General features: G+C 68.5%; 16 protein-coding genes, 4 pseudogenes and 1 riboswitch. Of the genes and pseudogenes, 8 read left to right on the top strand and 12 right to left on the bottom strand.

Annotated elements, in window-relative coordinates:
- Window positions 1-4: 4 nt before the first annotated feature.
- Window positions 5-403: a RidA family protein gene (locus tag DK427_RS23715; protein ID WP_204165230.1), complete on the bottom strand. Its 399-nt coding sequence runs from the start codon at window positions 401-403 to the stop codon at window positions 5-7.
- Window positions 404-1,250: 847 nt separating this feature from the next.
- Between DK427_RS23715 and DK427_RS23720 the strand changes: the two genes are divergently transcribed.
- Complete coding sequence (locus DK427_RS23720) at window positions 1,251-1,559, top strand: hypothetical protein (RefSeq protein WP_109953528.1); 309 nt, start codon at window positions 1,251-1,253, stop codon at window positions 1,557-1,559.
- 4 nt (window positions 1,560-1,563) lie between these two features.
- Here DK427_RS23720 and DK427_RS23725 read toward each other — a convergent pair.
- Window positions 1,564-2,553, bottom strand: a pseudogene (locus DK427_RS23725) (integrase core domain-containing protein).
- Window positions 2,554-2,692: 139 nt separating this feature from the next.
- The gene (locus DK427_RS23730) at window positions 2,693-3,742 is read right to left on the bottom strand and encodes an eS19 family ribosomal protein (RefSeq protein ID WP_162559884.1); all 1,050 of its coding nucleotides are present in this window, start codon (window positions 3,740-3,742) and stop codon (window positions 2,693-2,695) included.
- Window positions 3,743-3,962: 220 nt separating this feature from the next.
- Between DK427_RS23730 and DK427_RS23735 the strand changes: the two are divergent.
- Window positions 3,963-4,483, top strand: a pseudogene (locus DK427_RS23735) (transposase); the annotation flags it as partial.
- A 22-nt stretch (window positions 4,484-4,505) separates the two neighbouring features.
- Window positions 4,506-4,664: an integrase core domain-containing protein gene (locus DK427_RS27615; protein ID WP_425452502.1), complete on the top strand. Its 159-nt coding sequence runs from the start codon at window positions 4,506-4,508 to the stop codon at window positions 4,662-4,664.
- Between the two features lie 275 nt (window positions 4,665-4,939).
- Here the strand turns inward: DK427_RS27615 and DK427_RS23745 are convergent, their stop codons facing one another.
- The 3 genes and pseudogenes from DK427_RS23745 to DK427_RS23750 all read right to left on the bottom strand — a co-directional run.
- Window positions 4,940-5,695 (bottom strand): SDR family NAD(P)-dependent oxidoreductase, encoded by a 756-nt coding sequence (locus tag DK427_RS23745; RefSeq protein ID WP_425452610.1) that lies wholly within the window; start codon window positions 5,693-5,695, stop codon window positions 4,940-4,942.
- Window positions 5,637-5,864 (bottom strand): annotated as a pseudogene (locus DK427_RS27620) (hypothetical protein); the annotation flags it as partial. The pseudogene DK427_RS27620 and the gene DK427_RS23745, both read right to left, overlap by 59 nt.
- A gap of 10 nt (window positions 5,865-5,874) precedes the next feature.
- Window positions 5,875-6,195 (bottom strand): annotated as a pseudogene (locus DK427_RS23750) ((2Fe-2S)-binding protein); the annotation flags it as partial.
- A 214-nt stretch (window positions 6,196-6,409) separates the two neighbouring features.
- Window positions 6,410-6,617: riboswitch (cobalamin riboswitch) on the top strand.
- A 195-nt stretch (window positions 6,618-6,812) separates the two neighbouring features.
- Here DK427_RS23750 and DK427_RS23755 point away from each other — a divergent pair.
- The 5 genes from DK427_RS23755 to DK427_RS23775 all read left to right on the top strand — a co-directional run bounded on the left by DK427_RS23755 (window position 6,813) and on the right by DK427_RS23775 (window position 13,954).
- Entirely contained in the window at window positions 6,813-8,939 is a 2,127-nt protein-coding gene (locus DK427_RS23755) for a TonB-dependent siderophore receptor (protein ID WP_109954352.1), read from the top strand.
- The gene (locus tag DK427_RS23760) at window positions 8,939-9,673 is read left to right on the top strand and encodes an ABC transporter ATP-binding protein (protein ID WP_109953531.1); all 735 of its coding nucleotides are present in this window, start codon (window positions 8,939-8,941) and stop codon (window positions 9,671-9,673) included. The genes DK427_RS23755 and DK427_RS23760 overlap by 1 nt, the downstream gene beginning before the upstream one ends.
- Window positions 9,670-11,064 (top strand): DUF3526 domain-containing protein, encoded by a 1,395-nt coding sequence (locus DK427_RS23765; RefSeq protein ID WP_109953532.1) that lies wholly within the window; start codon window positions 9,670-9,672, stop codon window positions 11,062-11,064. The genes DK427_RS23760 and DK427_RS23765 overlap by 4 nt, the downstream gene beginning before the upstream one ends.
- Window positions 11,061-12,548 (top strand): DUF3526 domain-containing protein, encoded by a 1,488-nt coding sequence (locus DK427_RS23770; protein ID WP_109953533.1) that lies wholly within the window; start codon window positions 11,061-11,063, stop codon window positions 12,546-12,548. Before DK427_RS23765 ends, DK427_RS23770 begins: the two co-directional genes overlap by 4 nt.
- A gap of 320 nt (window positions 12,549-12,868) precedes the next feature.
- On the top strand, window positions 12,869-13,954 hold the full coding sequence (locus DK427_RS23775) for an acetyltransferase domain-containing protein (protein ID WP_109954353.1): 1,086 nt from the start codon (window positions 12,869-12,871) through the stop codon (window positions 13,952-13,954).
- A gap of 155 nt (window positions 13,955-14,109) precedes the next feature.
- Here DK427_RS23775 and DK427_RS23780 read toward each other — a convergent pair whose 3' ends face one another.
- From DK427_RS23780 to DK427_RS23805, 6 genes are all read right to left on the bottom strand, one after another.
- Complete coding sequence (locus DK427_RS23780) at window positions 14,110-14,571, bottom strand: Rieske (2Fe-2S) protein (RefSeq protein ID WP_109953534.1); 462 nt, start codon at window positions 14,569-14,571, stop codon at window positions 14,110-14,112.
- Window positions 14,543-15,247, bottom strand: coding sequence for an ABC transporter ATP-binding protein (locus DK427_RS23785; RefSeq protein ID WP_109953535.1), 705 nt, complete (start codon window positions 15,245-15,247; stop codon window positions 14,543-14,545). The genes DK427_RS23780 and DK427_RS23785 overlap by 29 nt, the downstream gene beginning before the upstream one ends.
- Window positions 15,240-16,067 carry an ABC transporter ATP-binding protein gene (locus tag DK427_RS23790; protein WP_109953536.1) on the bottom strand — a complete coding sequence of 276 codons (828 nt, stop codon included), beginning with the start codon at window positions 16,065-16,067 and terminating at the stop codon, window positions 15,240-15,242. The genes DK427_RS23785 and DK427_RS23790 overlap by 8 nt, the downstream gene beginning before the upstream one ends.
- Window positions 16,064-17,101, bottom strand: a complete 1,038-nt coding sequence (locus DK427_RS23795; protein ID WP_109953537.1) for a branched-chain amino acid ABC transporter permease — start codon at window positions 17,099-17,101, stop codon at window positions 16,064-16,066. The genes DK427_RS23790 and DK427_RS23795 overlap by 4 nt, the downstream gene beginning before the upstream one ends.
- Window positions 17,098-17,970 (bottom strand): branched-chain amino acid ABC transporter permease, encoded by an 873-nt coding sequence (locus tag DK427_RS23800; protein WP_109953538.1) that lies wholly within the window; start codon window positions 17,968-17,970, stop codon window positions 17,098-17,100. Before DK427_RS23800 ends, DK427_RS23795 begins: the two co-directional genes overlap by 4 nt.
- A 69-nt stretch (window positions 17,971-18,039) precedes the next feature.
- The gene (locus tag DK427_RS23805; protein WP_109953539.1) at window positions 18,040-19,188 is read right to left on the bottom strand and encodes an ABC transporter substrate-binding protein; all 1,149 of its coding nucleotides are present in this window, start codon (window positions 19,186-19,188) and stop codon (window positions 18,040-18,042) included.

Here is a 19,188-nt window from a genome sequence, read left to right on the forward strand (position 1 = left end):
TGGTTCAAGCCGCCGCCGGCTCCAGAGCAACCCCGTCGATCTCGATCAGGTAGCCGTGATGTAGCTCGGGAACCGGTACTACTGATCGGGCTGGCCGGTGCTCGCCGAACGCCTCGGCGAACACGCGGTTGAAAGTCGGCCAGTTCATCGAGCCGACGACGTAGGCAGTGACTTTCACCACATCCTCGCGGCATGCGCCCGCCGCAGCGACGACCGCCAGAAAATTCCTGAGCACGAGCTCGGCCTGCTGCTCGAAGCTGGCAGCCTGGTTGTCGGGCTGCATCCCAGGGACGATTGGGAGTTGCCCTGACATATACACCAACCCCGCAACCCGCATCCCCTGTCTGTAGTGACCGAGTGGCGTGGGTGCCGCCGGAGTCGAAAGAGCTGTCATACGGTTCATGGTGGCCTCCACCTGAGGGACTGATCGACGGCACGAGCAGGAGGCAGCAACCGCATCGGCTATACTCTCCCGCGGCTTGACTAATTGTATGAAACTGGACTTTTTGCAAACCAATCGGTGCGTGCTAGAATGCCGTGACACGCGGGCCCAATGAGACCGATGGTGGCATTGGGACTGAGGTTGGACGGCTTGGACTTAGCGGCTGCCCGGAATGGAGGTATTGAGGGCCCGCTTTGGGTCGATATCGGACGGGCAGCTTCGCGCAGCTGAATGTCCGCTACCGGGCGACGAGCCAACTTCAGCTCGTGGCGCGCAGCTGATCCTCGACATGCCTCAGATCAATCCGAGTGAGTAAGAAAGCGATGCCGTTCAGCTGCCTGTGGATTGCAAGAGCGCGCCCTTGGCAATGAGCGCAGGATCGTATCCACTGCGTGTGCGCACAAAGCTAAAGTGCCTGCAATTGCAATGATTTAGTAGATGTCTTTTGCTGAGGTCGTTCTGGGTGAGAATCCTGGCGCCCCAGCCAAGCCTCAGCTAAGTCATTGATCTGATTGCGATCCATGCTCGGCTGCTCCCGCGGCTGCGCCGATTGTACACAGAGCTGTTGCACGCACTTGTCCACAGCGGCAGGCCGTTGACGATTTGTTCTAACGTGTACCGTCGTGGTGCGGTATGCTGGTGGCGTAGGCGATTCCGTTGCGATGAGCGGACCCGACCGCTTGGTGCCTCTGTTGAGGGGAATTCCACCACGGTCGCTCTGAGCCTGGGCACGACCGACCCATCCAGTGCGCGCACGCTCGGCTGGGCGCTCAACGCGGAAAGCCTCCGCGTTCGGGACGATCCCGCCATGCGCACCACCAGCCAGATCCGTGACCATCTCCGCGCCTATGTCGACCGGGAGCGAAGCGCGCGCTTGACGCGCCTGCGGCGCGACCTCGATCCGCCGCGTGATCCGCTCGTCGGCGACTGGCCGGCGCTGATGGAGAGGCGTGCGCGAGAGTACCGCATCTTCGGGCGTCTGCAGGCGCTGGCCGCTGAGGAAGGCTTCGAAGCCGGGTGCGACGGCAAACTCGATGCTCGTCTGAAGCAGGAAGGCGTCAGCCTGATGGAACGCGGGGCGATTGACCAGACCGGTATTTTGGACCGAGCCGCGTGAGAGGCTACTGCATGGCCGCTGCCATGGGTAGGCGGAAGGCCGGATCGGGGAAGCTCACGGGCGCGGGTGGTCTGTAGCCCAAGGACGCGTACGGCCCGACGCGGTTGTATGTGTTCTGCCAGAGACTGATCACGATCTGCGCTTGTCTCAGTGAGTAGACGATCTCCTGGCGCAGGCACTCGTCGCGCAGCTTGCCGTTGAAGCTCTCACAGTACCCGTTCTCCCACGGTGAGCCCGGGGCGACGTACTGGATCTGCGAGCCTGTCTTGGCGACCCGCTTGCGCAGGGCCTTCGCGATCATCTCAGGGCCATTGTCGCAGCGGATGTGCATCGGGGATGCCGTGCAGGCACATGACGTCGGCCAGCGCCTCTCAGCCAGAGGCGGCTGCGCGGGCGGTGCTTCTGCGGGACCTTGAGCCCCTCGCGACGCTTGGATCGCGCTGAACCCGATCCTTGCCCACCTGCCAGCCGCCTGCCTGCAGCAGCGCGGTGACGCGGCGGTAGCCATAGCGCCCGTACTCGGACGCCAGAGCAATGACGGCGCGGGTCAGTTCATCCTTGTCGGCCAGTACGGTCGGCACGTAGCGCTGCGTGCCCCGGTGCTGGCCGACGATCCGGCAGGCATGACGTTCCGAAGGGCCATACTTCTCCCGAATGCCGGCCACCGCCTGCCGGCGTCGCTCGGGGCGAACCAAGGTTCCCGAAGCGACGTCCGCCAGCACCTGCTTCTCCAGGGATAGATCGGCCACGAGGCGGCGCAACCGAGCATTCTCGCGCTCAAGATCCTTCATCTTCCTGGCCTGATCGACCTGGAGGCCACCGTACTCCTTGCGCCAGCGGTAATAGCTCTGCTCAGAGATCTCTGCCTCCTGAGCTGAGCCAGCGCCAAACTCTTGCCCTATGCTGTCTGCACCTCGATCTGGCGCAGCTTCAGCACGACCTGCTCCGCGCGCGTCTTCTGTCCTCGCCGCTTGTCCGACGCCTTCGGTCCCAGCTGATCCTCTCAATCAGCCCGGTCCAAAACCAGCCGGTCAGGTCAATCCCATCTGTCCGTTCTCATCCTGGCCCGCAGGCCCATACCTCAGGGCGGACCACCTCGATCGGGGCGGATTATGCCGAAACCGCCCAGCGCATTACCGCAATGGCGCACACACATCTCGCCCCATCTCATGGAACGCCAGTCGGTATGTCAAATCATGGGCCGCGAGGGTATTGGCAATGAAAATATCGACTGCTGTAAGCCCGCGGGGCGTCGGCACGAAACCTTGCCGAGCTTGCTCGGTCCGGACTAAGAGGCCCGCGGTCTCGGCCGCCTGCAGGATGTTGCGGATATGCGAGCGAGAGACGCCGAAGCGGTCTCGAAGGTGGATCAGATCGCGTTCCCGTATTGGCTTTCCCGGGTCGGCTAATGCCAGATCTGTCAGTACCATCAGTATGTGGCCGCCCTGGTACATCTGATGGAACGGGAGCAGGTCGACGTTCCGGTGAAGGAACTTCCCGATCGCCGGAAAAACCGCCAGGGCGCCTTTGCGGTGGGCTCGTTGAAATGTCAGATCGCATGCGACGGCCGGTCCGTACCCTGGTTCCGGGTAGAGCGCCTGCAGCACATCATAGTAGGATTTGAGGGTCTGCCGGTCCCAGGCCAAAAGCTTGTCCGTGGGGCGCAGTAGGCGCACGCGACCGTCGGTTGCAACACGATCCAGAACGATGTCGCCTGTTCTGACGAGGCGACCGATGAAATCGTCGATCTGGCGAGTGCCTGCTAGGCTGAAGGCAGAAACCAACTGTTTAAAATGAGCCACCGTCGGCCACGTCGCGCGATCAGCGGGGTCGGAGGCCGACCAAAGGCAGACAAGTACGCCGATGGCCGCCGTGCGATAGGCCGCGGCCTGTATGTTGCCCGGAAAGCGTGTGATCTCGTAGTTGGCCAATGTGCCGACCACATAGCTTCGCCGCACAGTGGCGAAGGCCGGATGCGAGAGCACCTCGCCGGCTGTGCGATGGTCGACGTCGGGCATATGTCGCTCGAACAGGTAATCCGGCAACGGCACGGCCTGCCTGAGCGTACTGACCTGCTGCAGCCGCAACCCCTCACTCATTTGCGTAGGCCCGTACTGAGCAAGATCTGCTTTTTCATTGACTATCCACACGCGAATCGTGGAAAGCAATTCTACCTGACGCAACAAGCAGTCAAGAAAGACATTGTCTCAAAACGTACCTTTTAGCATTGTTTCTGTATCACAGCGCAACTAAAAGTAGTCTATAATAGTACGTGCAATTTCAAGGCGCGATCCTGCCACTTGACTGGACATATGATCCCTCTCGCTGCGGCACTTCTGATCCGCCCCGATCGACGTGGTCCGCCCTGAGGTATGGGCCTGCGGCCAGGATGAGGACGGACAGATGGGATCGAAGCGGCACAAGCTGAAGGCCGTGGTCGCCAAGCTGCGGCAGGCGGACGTGTTGATCGCGCAGGGCCAGAGCGTGGCCGACGTGATCCGCACTCTCGGTGTGACCGAGGTGACATACGACCGCTGGCGCAAGGCGTTCGGCGGTCTGAAGACGGATCAGGTCCGGCGGATGAAGGACCTGGAGCTCGAGAACCAGCGGCTGCGCAAGGCGTTTGCCGACCTGACGCTGGACAAGCTGATCCTGCAGGAAGCGGCTCGGGGAAACGTCTAAGCCCCGCACGCCGACGCGCCTGTGTCGAGCACATCGTTCAGACGATCAAGGTGTCCGAGCGCCGGACCTGCCGGGCGCTCGGACAGCACCGCTCGACGCAGCGCAAGGTGCCGCGGGGCAGAGACGACGAGGCCGCACTGACAGCCGACCTCGTCGCGTTGGCGGAGCGGTACGGCCGCTACGGCTATCGGAAGATCAGCGCCTTGCTGAAGGCAGCCGGCTGGCTGGTCAACGACAAGCAACGCACGGCTACGGGACGAGCTGTTGAACGGTGAGATCTTCTACACACTCAAGGAGGCGCAGATCGTGATCGAGAGTTGGCGACGACATTACAACGGCGTCCGCTCGCATGCTGCGCTCACCCGACCGGCTCCGCCGGCCAAGCGACCCGTGGAGCAGAGGCCCATCCTGCACGAACTTTGACCTTGGTCCACCGCATGCGGGCCGATCAAAGGGAGCACCCCGTGGCGGCCCTGGGCGAGCCGCCAGCCGACGCTCAACCCCGTCAGACCCATCACCCCCGCGAACGGGCCGACGGGCAACGCCTCGAGCTGTCTCCAACCGCCCGGCAGCTTTGGCTCATCCGGAGTGCGATGGGCAGTCAGCGCGGCCTCGGCATCTCGTTCGCTCCGCGCGTCCGATATGACCTGCGGCATCGATGATCTCCCACTCAACAAGGCGTCGGGCCGTCCGCGGTCCTATGCGAGCCCGTAGCGCGCGGCCGGCTTGCGATGGGACAGGATCGGACCGAGACGGAAGCGGGCGGCCTCGAACGCCTGCCAGTCGCCGCAATCCGTGAGAGAGAGGATCGTGACGATCTCGCCCGCATCCAATCCGGCGAGCGCCGCCACCACGAGGTCGTGTGCCTCCATGATCATCTCCGCTGGGATCTGACCGATATCCGCCCCCGCCCGCTCGAAAAATTCAGTGCGGGTGACGCCGGGCAGCACCGCCTGGAGCCGCACACCCTTGCCTCCCATCTCGGCTACGAGCCCCTGCGTCAGCGCGAGGACAAAGGCCTTCTGCGCGGCGTAGCCGGCGTTGAAGCATTCCGGATTGAGGGCGACGGCCGAGGCGACATTGACAATGGTCCCGCCGCCCCGCTCCGCGAAAGCCCTCGCCGCCGCGAATGTCAGGGTCTGCAACGCCCTGACGTTCAGATCGAGCATTCGATCGTAGAGCTTTGCCGGACTGTGGAGCGATGGCCCGAGGGGGCCGAGCCCGGCGCAGTTCACGAGGAAGCCGAGACCCGAATCCTCACCGACGCGGTCCCGGACCGCCGCGAGGTCCGCCGGCAGAGTCAAATCGGCGGCCATGACGTCGACGGCCACGCCTGTTTCGTGCCCGATAGGGTCGGCCGCCCCCCGCAGCCGGGCGGCATCGCGAGCGACGAGGATCGACGAAGGGGCTGAGCAGCTTGATGGTCCCGTCCGGGTGGATCTCCAGGAAGGCAGCGACCCGGGTCCCCGGCTTGGAGGCGAGAGCGCCCGCGCCTTCCGCGGGGCCCTGCGCCTCGGCGCGGGCCATGCGCGCCGGCAGGAGGCCGCTGAGGACGAGGGCACCTCCGGCCGTGCCGAGGAAGCGGCGGCGGGACGGGGCGGTCCGGGAGAGAAGCGGATGCATGCCGGGCTCCTCAGGCGGCGGCCTGCCGCACCGCGGCGGCGATGGCGTTGTAGGTTCCGCAGCGGCACAGGTTCGTCATCGCGTCGGCGATGTCGCCGTCGGTCGGGTGCGGCGTCTGCTTCAGCAGGGCGGCGGCGGCCATGACCTGACCGGACTGGCAGTAGCCGCATTGCGGCACCTGCATCGAGACCCAGGCCTCGACGACCTTCCGGCCGACCGCATCCTGCTCGATCGCCTCGATGGTGGTGATGGTCTGGCTGCCGACGCTCTCCAGCGGCACCTGGCAGGATCGGGTCGCCTGGCCGTCGAGATGCACGGTGCAGGCGCCGCACAGGACCCGGACTGTCGTTTGGAGAGCCGTCGTGGACGTGGGATCGCGGGGGCTTCCTGCGCCTCCTGAAAGACACAGGACACTGTTGCCGCAGCTCCGACAGCATCCCTCTAGGTTCGCCGGGGTCGGCCCGGAAGCTGTGGCCGCTCGGCCACGCCTCCTGTAACAGTGTTACAATTTTTGCTCGGCCCGTTGACGGGAGAGGATGGCAAGGCAAGTATCGTCAAGCCAAGGTTCTCCGGGTCCCGGCCCGGAGCTAAGATGGGAATTCGGTGAGCTTTCCGGAGCGAATCCGAAGCTGACCCCGCAACTGTGAACGGCGAGCGTCTGCCAGCGACGACCACTGATGCTCCGCATCGGGAAGGTCTGGCAGAGGCTGGGACCCGTGAGCCAGGAGACCTGCCTTCGGCACGATGACGTCCCTCGGGCGGGGTGCCCCGTGGAGCGCGCGGTGCCGCCTGTTCGGGCGTGCTCCGCTCGCTTCCGCGTGGCCGCCACCCGACAGTAGCGAGTGTGCGGTGGCCGCGGATCGAGAGCCTTCCTTCCACGTGAGCGCCGGGCGGAGCCGAGAGTCGTTCGGCCGCCGGACGGGACCGAGGCGCCGCGGGCGGTTGGCCCTGGCTGCAGTCCTTTCGGCCGGCGCGCCGGTCGGGGCGATTCGCGCGCAGGAGAGCGTGACCCTGGGAGAGCTCTCGGTCGAGCAGGTCGGCGAGGGAGATGCCCGGACGACCGTGTCGGGGCGCGGCACGATCGGTCTGATCGGCCCGACGCCGGGGTATGGCGCGAACACCGCCGTCAGCGCGACGCGCACTTCCACCCCGCAGATCGATGTGCCGGTCGCCGTCTCCGTGGCGCCCCGCGAGACGATCACAGACCTCGCCGTCACCCGTGTCGATCGGGCGTTCAACTATCTGCCCGGCGTCGCCCAGCAGAACAATTTCGGCGGACTCTCGATCTTCAGCTATGCCATCCGCGGGGTCACGACCTCGGAGATCTACAAGAACGGCTTTCCCCTGAATCGGGGCACGCCGCCTCCGCCCGACGCGCAGAACGTCGAGCGCATCGAGGTGCTCAAGGGGCCGGGCGCGGCCCTGTTCGGGCGCAGCGATCCGGGCGGCCTCGTCAACCTCATCACCAAGCAGCCCACCGCCGAGCGGTTCGTCGAGTTCGGCAACCAGGTCGATTCCTTCGGTCTGACGCGCGGCACCATCGATGCCGGCGGCGCCCTGAACGAGGACGGGACGGTTCTCTATCGCTTCAATCTCGCCGCGCAGGGCGCGGGTAGCTTCCGCGACTTCGTGGACAGCGATCGTCTCCTCGTGGCTCCGGTCGTCAGCTGGCAGGTTACGCCGGACACGCGCGTCACGGTCGAGGCCGAGTTCGTGAAGAACCGCATCGTCTTCGACCGGGGCGTCATCGCGATCAACCGCCAACTCGGCTTCCTGCCCCTGTCGCGCTTCCTCGGCGAGCCGGGCCAGAGCACCGTCCAGAACAACAATTCGCTGCAGGTCCGCGTCGATCATCGCTTCGACGAGAACTGGCAGATGCGGCTCGCCGCCTACTTCAACACCGGCGATCTCGAAGGGGAATCGGCGGAGATCCGCGCCATCGCCGCCAACAACCGCACCGTCTCGCGCGACCGCAACGTGCGCGACTACCGCTGGGACGTGGCGGTCGGCCAGGCCGACCTGATCGGGCGCTTCGACACCGGGGGCATCGGCCACACGCTCCTCCTCGGCATGGACCGGGAGAGCACCGACAGCCGCACGGTCTATCTGCGCTCGAACTTCCGCACGAGCCCCTTCGCCCTCGACATCTATTCGCCGGTCTACGGGCAGGCGCTGCCGCCGATCACCATCCCGCGCAACAACATCGAGCGCATCACCAACACGGGTCTCTACGCGCAGGACGAGATCGTGCTGAGCCCGGAATGGCGGGCCCTGGTCGGCGTGCGGTTCGACATCTTCGAACAGTCCTTCCGGGAGCGCATCCCGCGGTCCCAGGCGGATCAGTCGCGGGTCGCGGCCTCGCCCCGGGCGGGCCTGGTCTACCGGCCGATCCCGGAACTGGCCGTCTACACCAATGTCGGGACGAGTTTCCGGCCGAACATCGGACCCGACGCCGCCGCCGTGACGCGCGGGACGGCCCTGCCGCCCGAGACCGGCCTCGGCTACGAGGTCGGCGCCAAGTCCGAGCTGTTCGGCGGCAACCTGCTCCTCACCGCCGCCGCCTTCCGGGTGGAGCGGGAGAACGTCCTCACGCCCGATCCCGCCAATACGGGGTTCTCGCTCGCGGCCGGCGCCGTGCGCAGCCAGGGCTTCGAGCTGACCGCCCAGGGGCAGATCACGCCGGAACTGAAGCTGCTCGCCGGCTACGTCTACGCCGACGCGAAGGTGACCCGGGACAACGTGCTCCCCGTGGGTGCACCCCTCGTCAACGTACCGCGCCATTCCGGCAGCCTGCTCGCGGTCTACGAGCCGGGAGGCGCGTGGCGAGGCTTCGGGATCGGCGGCGGCGTGCGCGGCGTGGGCGAGCGGGCGGGCGATGCGGCGGGTACCGGCTTCACGCTCCCCGGCTTCATCGCGGTCGATGCGCTCGCCTACTACAAGTTCGGCAATGCCCGCCTCGCGCTCAACGTCGAGAACGTGTTCGACACCGCGTATTACGAGAGCTCCCTCAACGTCTTCCGCGTCTATCCGGGCTCGCCCCGGCGGATCACCGGCTCCGTGACGGTGCGGTTCTGATGGCGGCGGACGGGGTCGAGCCGGTTCTGGCGCTGCGCGGCGTGGTCAAGCGCTTCGGTTCCAGGATCGCCCTCGACGGCCTCGACCTCACCCTGCGGGCGGGGGAGGCTTACGCCCTGCTCGGGCCCAACGGGGCGGGCAAGACGACGACGATCAACCTCATCCTCGGCTTCCTGAAGGCCGAGGCGGGGGAGGTTCGCGTGTGCGGTCTCGATGCGGGGGCGGATCCCGTCGGGGCCCGCGCGCACACGGCCTACATCCCTGAGCAGGTGGCCCTGTACCCCGGGCAATCGGGCCTGGAGAACCTCCGCTACTTCGCGACGCTCGCCGGTCTCGCCCTCGGCAGGGCGGAGGCCGAGGAGCACCTAGCCGAGGCCGGTCTGGCGTCCGAGGCGTGGGCGAGGCCCGCCGCCGGCTACTCGAAGGGGATGCGCCAGAAGGTGGGCATCGCCATCGCCTTGGCGCGCAAGACCCGGCTGCTGCTGCTCGACGAGCCGACCTCCGGCCTGGATCCGGCGGCAGCCGCCGCCTTCTCCGAAACCGTGCGGGCGACGGCCCGCCGCGGCACGGCGGTGCTCATGGCGACCCACGATCTGTTCCGGGTGAGCGAGATGGCGAACCGCGTCGGCGTGCTGGCGGCTGGGCGCGTCGCCGAGGAGATGGACCCGCGGGAGATCGATCACATCGAACTCGAACGCCGCTACATCGAGCGATTGTCGGGGCAGGCGGCATGAGGCGCGTCGGTGCCGAGTTGGCGCTGCTGTGGCGGGACGCGCGGGTCCGCTGGATCGGCGCCGTGCTCGTCCTGCTGATGACGGTGACGGGCCTCGGCGCGTGGCAATCCGCCCGGCAATCCGGCGCCGAGGTCGCACGGGTCACCGCCGCCGAGCGGGCGCGCTGGCTCGGGCAGGATGCCAAGAACCCGCATTCCGCCGACCATTACGGCCTCTGGGCGTTCCGCCTCTCGTCGCCCCTGGCCGTCCTCGATCCCGGCACGGAGCCCTACATGGGCCGGATGGTGCGGATCGAGGCGCACCTGTTCAACGACGCGGTCTACCGCGCCGCGCAGGATGCCGGCCCCTTCGACAGGGCCGGCCTCTCCGATGTCTCGGACATCGTCGGGCTCGTCGTCCCCCTGGTCGCGCTTCTCCTCGGCTTCGCCGCCTTCGCGGCGGACCGCGAACGCGGCACTCTGCGCCTTGCTCTCGGCAACGGCGCGCCGCCCGGCCCGCTCTTCGCCGCCCGCTTGGCCGCCCTGACCCTGGTCCTAGTGGTCCTGGTCTGCCTGCCCCTCCTCGCCCTCGGCGGCGTGGCGGTCGCGAGTCTCGGCACCGAGGGCTGGCAGGCTTGGCCGCGCCTCGTCGCCTGGGTCGGGGTGCAGGCCGTCTACGGGTCCACCTTCCTGCTCGTCGCGATGCTGGCCTCCCTGCTGGCCCGCACGGCGCGAGGGGCGTTGACGCTCTCCCTCGCGGTCTGGGTCGCGCTCTGCGTCGTTGCACCGCGCCTCGCGACCGCCGGCATGGCGGTGGTCTCGCCAGCCCCGTCCTATCGCGAGGCCCGCCTGCGGATCGAGGCGGACCTGCGGCCCCATCGATCCGCCGAGTCCAGCGATGCGCGGGCGCAGGAGGCGCTCGCGCGCTACGGCGTGAGCGATCCGCAGGAGCTGCCCGTGGATCTGCGCGGCCTGATGATGGTGGAGAACGACCACCACGCCTTCGCGGTCTATGATCGGGAACTGGGGGCGTTCTTCGCGGCCCTGTCCGCGCAGGACGCGGCGTTCGGCTGGGCGGGGCTGCTCTCGCCGCGCATCGCCCTCCAGCAGGTCTCGCAGGGCCTCGCGGGAACGGACTTCGCGCAGCACGCCCACTTCGTCTGGTCCGCCGAGGCCTACCGGCGGGCGATCTCGGAGCGCATGAACGCCGAGATCCGCGACAACCCCCGGCGCGACGGCAGCGCGTTGCTGGCGGGGCCGGACCTGTGGCGGGTGATACCGGCCTTCTCCTACACGCCCCTGCCGCTGTCCCGGTCCTTCAGTGAGGTCCGGGTGCCGGCCCTCGCGCTCGGTCTGTGGCTGGCGCTGCTCGCCGCAGCGAGCGTTCCCCTGATCCGCAGGCTCGCGCCGTGAGCGCCCGCCGCTTCCTGCCGCTGCTGCGCAGCGAACTGCGCCTGATCCTGCGCGAGCGGATGACATGGGCGATCCTCGCCGCGCTCCTGGCGGCGCTCTGCCTCGGCGCCGAGACCGGCGCCCGACGGGTGGCCGGCGAAGGGAAGGCGATCGCTGAGGCTCGCGAGGACACCGCGCGCTCCGTGCGCGAGGCCAGGGAGGCCTCCGCCCGCTACGCGCAGCCGAGCGCGCTGAAGGTCAATTACTGGCAGGATCCGACCCACGCCTTCGGCTACATGCACTACTTCCTCACGACCTACGCCGTGAAGCCGCCGACACCCCTGGGCGCCCTCTCGGCGGGGCAGAGCGAGATCCAGCCCGCCGTGATGAAGACGAGCTTCGGCTTCAGCACGGTCTTCGACGATACCGCCTACGAACCGGGCTCGGCCGCCGCCCTGAGGCTCGGGCCGTTCGACCTCGCCTTCGTCCTCGTCTATCTCGTCCCCCTGGCGGTGATCGCGCTCGCCGGGACGCGCATCGCGGCGGAGCGGGATGCCGGCATTCTCCGCCTCATCGCGGCCCAGCCCGTCGAGCCCCGGATCGTCGCGGGCGCGAAGTTCGGTGCGGCGGCGCTGGTCCTCGTCGCCGCCGTCCTCGGGGGGACGGCGCTGGCCCTCGCGCTGGCGGGTCAGCCGGCGCTTTCCCCGGGCTGGGCGGTCACCCTCGCCCTGCTGGCCACCGCGCTCTGCGCCTACACCGTGCTGTGGGTGGCCGCCTGCGCGCTCGCCGCCAGCCTGTGGCGGGGGAGCGTGGCGGCGCTGACGATCCTCGTCCTGGCATGGGCGAGCCTCACGATCGTCCTGCCCGCCCTCCTCGGTCTCGCGGTCGCTGCCCTGGCCCCACCCTCCTCGCGGATCGAAGCCATCGACGCGAGCCGCCGGGTTCAGGACGCCTTCTACAGGGGTGACGAGGCGTCGAGGGTCACGGCGGCCTGGCTGGCGGTGCGGGTGCCCGCCGGTGCGGACCGGCCCGACCTGCGCGAGACGCCGCAGATCAAGCGGCTGGCCCGGGATGCCTTCTACGATGCGACGCTCGCGCCCTACCGCGCGGCGATGCAGGCCCGGGCCGAGGGCGCGGCGGTCTGGAGCGCCCGACTGGGTCTCCTGTCCCCGGCCACGGCGCTCGCCCTCTCGCTGGACACGGCGGCCGGCACCGACGCCGCCCGCCACGCCGCCTTCCTCGCCGCGGCTTCCGCACACCGGCAGACCCTGCGCGCGTTCTTCGAGCCGCGCATCCTGGCGCAGGAGGTGCGCCCCGCGGCCGTCTGCGCGGGCTGCCCTGCCCGCCTCGATTTCGATGCCTACGATTCCGTCCCGAGCTTCCCCGCCGCCCCGGCGCTGGACGCGGCGCGGTGGCAGGCGCTGCTCGGTGCGATCAGCCTGTGGGGCATGACCCTGATCCTGGTCAGGCTGGCCCTGCGTCGCTTCGCGGTATGGTCCGTTTGAGCGCGCCAGCGTCTCCCGCCACCTCGGAGCGCGGGGCGCGCCCGCGTGATGTGGGACGGCGAACCGCATCGCTCGGCGCGCCGCGCTACAGACGCGCCCTCCGGCGGGTGCCGACAGCCATGCTGCGCGCACCTACCACGACGGCAATCCGACACCCTGAGCCGCCGCGGTTACCCCAAGTCGCGCGGGGGTAGCGTCTGGCTGCCGGCCGATCTGCGCAAACTGCTGCGCCATCTTGAGAGCAGGTCCGATCCGTGACGAACACAGGTGTGAAGCGCCCCGCGCGCATCCTCTCGATCGACGCCCTGCGCGGGCTCGTGATGCTGTTGATGCTCGTCGACCATGTGCGGGAATTCTTCTACCTGCACTCCCAGGTCCGTGACCCGATGGACCTCGCCGCGACGCCGCCCGACCTCGTCCTGACCCGGTTGGCCTCCCATCTCTGCGCGCCGGTCTTCATCCTGCTCACCGGCCTGTCGGCGAGCCTCTACGGCCAGAGGCACGGCACGGAGGAGACCGCCGTGTTCCTGCTCAAGCGCGGCCTGCTCCTGATCCTCTTGGAACTGACGCTCGTCAGCTTCGCCTGGACCGGCAGCTTTCGGCCGGCGATCTTTTACCTGCAGGTCATCTGGGTGATCGGACTCTGCATGCTGGCACTGGCCGCGCTCATCTGGCTGCCGCGCGCCCTCCTCGTGGCCGGGGCCCTGGCGCTCATGCTCGGCCACAACCTGCTCGACGGGATCGTGCTTCGGGCGGACGAGCCGGGCTACGTGCTCTGGTCCATCCTGCATCAGCGCGGGATGATCGCCCTGCCCTGGGGCGGTGCGGCGCGGACCTCGTACCCGCTCCTGCCCTGGATCGGCGTCATCGCGGCGGGCTATGCCCTCGGGCCGCTGTTTGCCGAGAGGGCGGACGCCGTCCGGCGGCAGGCTTGGCTCCTGGCGCTGGGTATGGCCTCGCTCACCACCGTCCTCGTCCTGCGCGCGCTGAACGGCTACGGCGAGCCGGTGCCGTGGCAGCAGGGGGCTTCGCCGCTTGCCACCGCCCTGTCCTTCGTCAACCTGACCAAGTACCCGCCGTCGGCCGACTTCCTGCTCCTGACGCTCGGGCTCGGCCTTGGCCTGCTGGCGTTGTTCGAGATGGTGCCGCGGCGCCTCCTCGAGGGTCTCCGTGTCTTCGGTGGTGCGCCGCTGTTCTTCTACCTGCTCCACCTCGCGCTCCTGCGCGTCCTGTACGATGGAGCGCATGCGCTCGGCTTCGCCGGAGCGTCGGGCCGGGTCGAAGCGGGCTCGCCCCTCGCACTCTGGGTCATCGCGGCCGCCGTGAGCGTTCCCCTCTGGCTGGCGTGCCGCGCCATGGTGCGCCTGAAGCAATTGAGGGCGTGGCCGGTCCTGAGGTACCTTTAGAGCGCTCTCCGCCGAAGTGGACGCCGGTTCGGCGCAAGAGAGCGCGTCAAAGCAAGGACTTAGAGCCATTCCCGATTGCAACGCGATCGGGAACGGCTCTAGTTCCGCGCGGGACCTCGGCAACGGGCAGATCGCTCGGCGCATCGCCGCGAGCCTCAAGCCTGCACCGTCCAAATCTGGGATCGAACACTCTCTGATGGCGCACCGGATCGATCCCCGATGAGATCGGGCGCGTCGATAAACAGATCACCGTCCACGATCCGAACGGGATAGGTGCGCAGTGGGCGGAACGACCAGCCCGGAGAAACCGCACCATCCGCGAGCGCGAACGAGGCTTGGTGATGGGGACAGTGCAGCCGGCCCGCCACGCAGCGCCCCCTGGCGAGATCGGCGCCCTCGTGCGGGCAGGTCCGCTCGAGCGCAAAGATCCGGTCGCCATCCTGCACGATGAGGAGAGGCTGCCCGCCGACCGTGACCGGGACGATCCGGCTGCTCCCGAATGCCGCCAGGGCGGCAACGCGGATCCAGGCGGCTTCCTCAGCGCGCGGATGGTCCGAGTCCGACGTTCCCTCGGGAGCGGGCACGCCGTCAGGCGCCGAGATAGGCTGCCCGGACATGGGGATCCGCGATCAGGGCGTCGCCGGAGCCTTCGAGCACGATGCGGCCGGTCTCCAGCAGGTAGGCGTGATCGCAGAGTTCGAGGGCCGCGAAGGCGTTCTGCTCGACCAGAAGCACGGTGGTGCCGGCATCGCAGATCGCCCTGATCACCGCGAACATGCGCTCGACGATGTTGGGGGCAAGCCCGAGGGAGGGCTCGTCGAAGAGCACGAGCTTCGGGCGCGCCATCAGGGCGCGCCCGATCGCCAGCATCTGCTGCTCGCCGCCCGAGAGCGTGCCGGCCGCCTGGTCGCGGCGCTCGGCGAGCCGCGGGAACTCCCCGTAGATGCGCTCCAAGTCCGCCGCAATGCCCGCCCGGTCGCGGCGGAGATACGCGCCCATGGCGAGATTCTCGGCGACGCTCATCTGCGGGAAGACGCGCCGCCCCTCCGGGCAATGGGCGATGCCTGCGGCCAGGATGCGGCGGGGCTCGGCGCCCGCGATGTCGCGGCCATCGAACCGGATGGTGCCGGACCGGGCCGGGACCAGCCCGGAGATGGCGCGCAGCGTCGTCGACTTGCCGGCGCCGTTCGCCCCGACGAGGGCGACGAGCTGGCCCTCGCGCACCTCGATCGTCAATCCCTTCAGGGCGGTGACCTGGCCGTAGCCGCAGACGAGGTCGCGGATCTCAAGCATGGGCGGCCTCCTGCGCTTGGCTGGCCGTCCGGCGGGCGGCGCTGCCCTGGCCGAGATAGGCCTCAATCACCGCCGGATCGCTGCGGATCCGGTCCGGGGGCCCTTCCGCGATCAGCCGTCCGTAGTTCAGCACGACGATGCGGTCGGAGACCTCCATCACCATCGGCATGTCGTGCTCGACGAGAAGGATGGTGACGCCGCGCTCGCGGATCTGGTGGATCAGGCGCACGAAGACGCGGGTCTCCGAGGCGTTCATCCCCGAGACGGGCTCGTCGAGCAGCAGCATGGCGGGCTCGGTGGCGAGCGCCAGCGCGACACCGACGAGGCGCTGCTCGCCGTAAGCCAGGCTGCCGGCCTTCTCCTGGGCTCGGCCCCCGAGGCCGACCCAGTCGATGAGGGCCGCGGCGCGCTCCCGCAGGGCGCGCTCACTCGCGCCCGCGCGGCCAAGCAGCGCGTCGAGGAGCGGTGCCCTGCCGATGCCGGGTGCTCCGGCCGCGCCCTGCCGGTGCAGGCCGATCATCACGTTGTCGAACACCGTGTCGTCCGGGAAGACGCTGGTGCGCTGGAACGTGCGGGCGAGGCCGAGCCGGGTGATCTCGTGCGGCTGCAGCCCCCGCAAGGCGGTTCCCCGGAAGCGGACCTCGCCCTGGCTCGGGCGAAGGAAGCCCGTCATCACGTTGAAGGCGGTGGTCTTGCCGGCCCCGTTCGGGCCGATCAAGCTGACGATCTCGCCTTCCTGAACGTCGAAATGCAGGTCGGCTATGGCGACGAGGCCGCCGAAGCGCACGCCGACATGCTCGACCGAGAGGATCGCACTCATCGCTGCACCGCCGGGCTGGCCTTGAGGACGGGGACGGCGCGCGCCGGCCGGCGACGGGCAAGAACCTTGGCCAGGCCCGGCACGATGCCGCGCGGCATCACGAACAGGATCACGATCAGCACCAGCCCGTAGACGATCCACTGGGCCTCCGGTGCCATCACCGGCCGAAGCGCCACGGGCAGGAGCCCGAAGATCAGGCCGCCGACGACGGGTCCCATCAGCGTGCCCTTGCCGCCGGCCACCACCATGATGACCATGCTGACCGTGGTGGCGAACAGGAACACGTCGGGATCGATGATGCGCAGGTAATGCGCGTAGAGGCTGCCCGCCGCCCCCGCCATCGCGGCCGAGACCACCGCCGCGACGGTGAGCGTGCGCGTGGCGTTGATGCCGACCGAGAGCGCGAGGGACTCGTTCTCCTTCAGGCCCCGCATGGCGCGGCCGAAGCGCGAGCCGACGAGGCGCGCGATGACGAGGTAGCAGAGCGTCCCCACCGCGAGGACGAGGTAGTAGTTCTGCAGCTTCGTGCGCAGCGTCCAGGTGCCGAGACCGGGCAGACCCAGCGTCATCGCCGGGATGTTGGTGAGCGCGAGCGGCCCCTGTGTCAGCTCCACCCAGTTGAGGGCGACGAGCCGTACCACCTCGGCGAACGAGATGGTGACGATCACGAAGTAGGCCCCGCGCACCCGGAAGGAGAGACGGCCGATCAGGTAGCCGCACAGCCCAGCCGCCGCCACCGCCAGGAGGAAGCCGACGGCCGCCGGCCAGGGCTCGTGCACCACGCGGTAGCCGAAGCCGATCTCCACGTCGAAGCCGAGGCTCGTCAGCGCGCTGACATAGGCGCCGATGCCGAAGAAGGCGATGTGGCCGAGGCTGAGCTGCCCGGTGAAGCCGAGCAGCAGGTTCAGGCTCATCGCGCCGATGGTCAGGATGCCGGTGATGATCAGCGCGTTGAGCAGGTAGGGGTTGGAGCCCAGCGCCAGCGGCAGGGCGACGAGGGCGGTCAGGAGCGCGAGGGGGAGGAGCCGGCTCATCCGATGCGCTCCGCCTTCGCGAACAGGCCGGTCGGCTTGTAGAGGAGCACCGCGATGATGATCAGGAAGCCCATCGCGTCCCGGTAGCCGGAGGAGACGTAGCCGGCGCCGAGTTCCTCGGCGAGCGCCAGGATGAAGCCGCCGATCGCCGCCCCCGTGACGTTGCCGAGGCCGCCCAGGATGACGATGGCGAAGGCTTTCAGCTCGGCGAGCCCGCCCATCTGCGGGTGGACGACGTAGACCGGCCCGAGCAGGGCGCCGGCCGCGGCGGCCAGGCCTGAGCCCATCGCGAAGGTCGTCGTGTAGATCACCCGGACGTTGACCCCCATCAGCGCCGCCGTGTCGGCGTCCTGGAAGGCGGCGCGCATGGCGAGCCCGAGTTTCGTCCGGTTGATCAGCGCGTAGGTCAACGCGATGAGGCCGAGCGCGGCGCCCAGCACGAACAGGCGCAGCCATGAGACGGAGGCCGGACCGACCTGCAGCGGCGCCTCGGGGAACGGCGAGGGCACCGCCTTGGCGACCCCGCCGAAGATCCAGAGCGTGCCCGACTGAAGGACGATGCCGGCACCGATCATCACCAGCATCGTGGTGTCGATGTCCTGGCCCCGGAACGGGCGCAGCAGCGCGATCTCGATCCCGGCGCCGAGCAGCAGGCCGCCGAGAATCGCAACCGGCAGCGCCAGGAAGAAGTTGAGCCCCAGTGCCGCGACGGCGAGGTAGGTGAGGTAGGCCCCAACCGTGTAGAGGGCGCCGTGCGTGAAGTTCACCACGTTCATGATCCCGAAAATCAGGGTCAGCCCGATCCCCAGGAGGGCGTAGGTGCCGCCGAGGATCAGCGTGTTGACGAGGTGCTGGATCAATTGGTCCATGGGCGGCCCTCCCGATGGCGTGCGTGCGATGGGCGTGGCGGGCCGGCCCGGGGGCCGGCCCGGGCGGCGTCAGAGCGTCGGCACGACTACGCGGCCGTCCTTGATCTCGATGAGGTAGACCTGCGGCTTGCTCTGGCCGCTCTCCTTGCCGGCGGGACCGGACTTGGCGAAGCGGATCGGCCCGTTGAGCCCGACGAAGTCGACCGCCCAGAAGGCCTTGGCGATCGCGGCGGACTCGGTCTTGCCGGCCTTCTCGATGGCGTGGGCGATCGCTCGGATGCCGTCGTAGCCGCGGAAGCTCTCGGTGACGCCGGCGAACTCGAAGCCGCGCTTCTTCCACTCGGCGATGAAGGTCTCGGTCGCCTTCGGGTCCGGGGTCTTCTCGGGAATCCAGGGCAGGAACGTGGTGAGGTGCATCGTGCCGTCGGCCGCCGAGCCGGCCTGTGCGATGATCTGATCGGGGTTCTGCGAGCCGCCCGTGGTGATGACGCGCTTCTTGAGGCCCAGCGCCGACATCTGCTTGAACAGCAGCACGAGCTGATCGACGGCGCTCGTGATCATGATCGTGTCGCTGTCGGAGGCCTTCAGCTTCGAGAGCTGGGCGCTCATATCCTGCGCGCCTTGGTCCATGGTCTCGGTGAGGCCGACCTGGACGCCCTTCTCCTTGAGCATCTTGCCGAAATCGGTCGCGGCGCCGCGACCGAAATCGTTGTTCAGCACCAGGAAGTCGACCTTCTTCATGCCGAGCTTGGCCACCATCGGCGCGAAGGTCTCCGCCTCGAGCGAGGAGGGCGGGGAGATGCGGAAGACGTAAGGATTGCCGGAGGTGGTGATCTTGCCCGACGACGAGGTCTCGACGAGCATCGGCACCTCGTAGTCCACCAGCTTGGGCATCACGGCGAGCGTCAGGCTCGATCCCCAGGCCCCCATCATCACAGGGGTCTTGTCGCTGGTGATGAGCTTCTCGGCGACCGCCGCGGCCTCGGTCGGGTTGCTCTTGTTGTCCTCGATGACGAGTTCGAGCTTCTTGCCCAGCACCCCGCCCCGCGCGTTGATCTCGTCGGCGGCGATCTTCGCGCCGTTGACCACGTAGGTTCCTGAGGCCGCGAACGGCCCGGTCAGCGGCTCGTTGACGCCGATGCGGATCGTGTCGCCCCGCGCGCCGGTGACGGTCAGCGCCAGCAGGATCGCGGTGGTGAGGGTGAACCGGCTCGGCAT

Source organism: Methylobacterium radiodurans (assembly GCF_003173735.1).
GTDB lineage: Bacteria > Pseudomonadota > Alphaproteobacteria > Rhizobiales > Beijerinckiaceae > Methylobacterium > Methylobacterium radiodurans.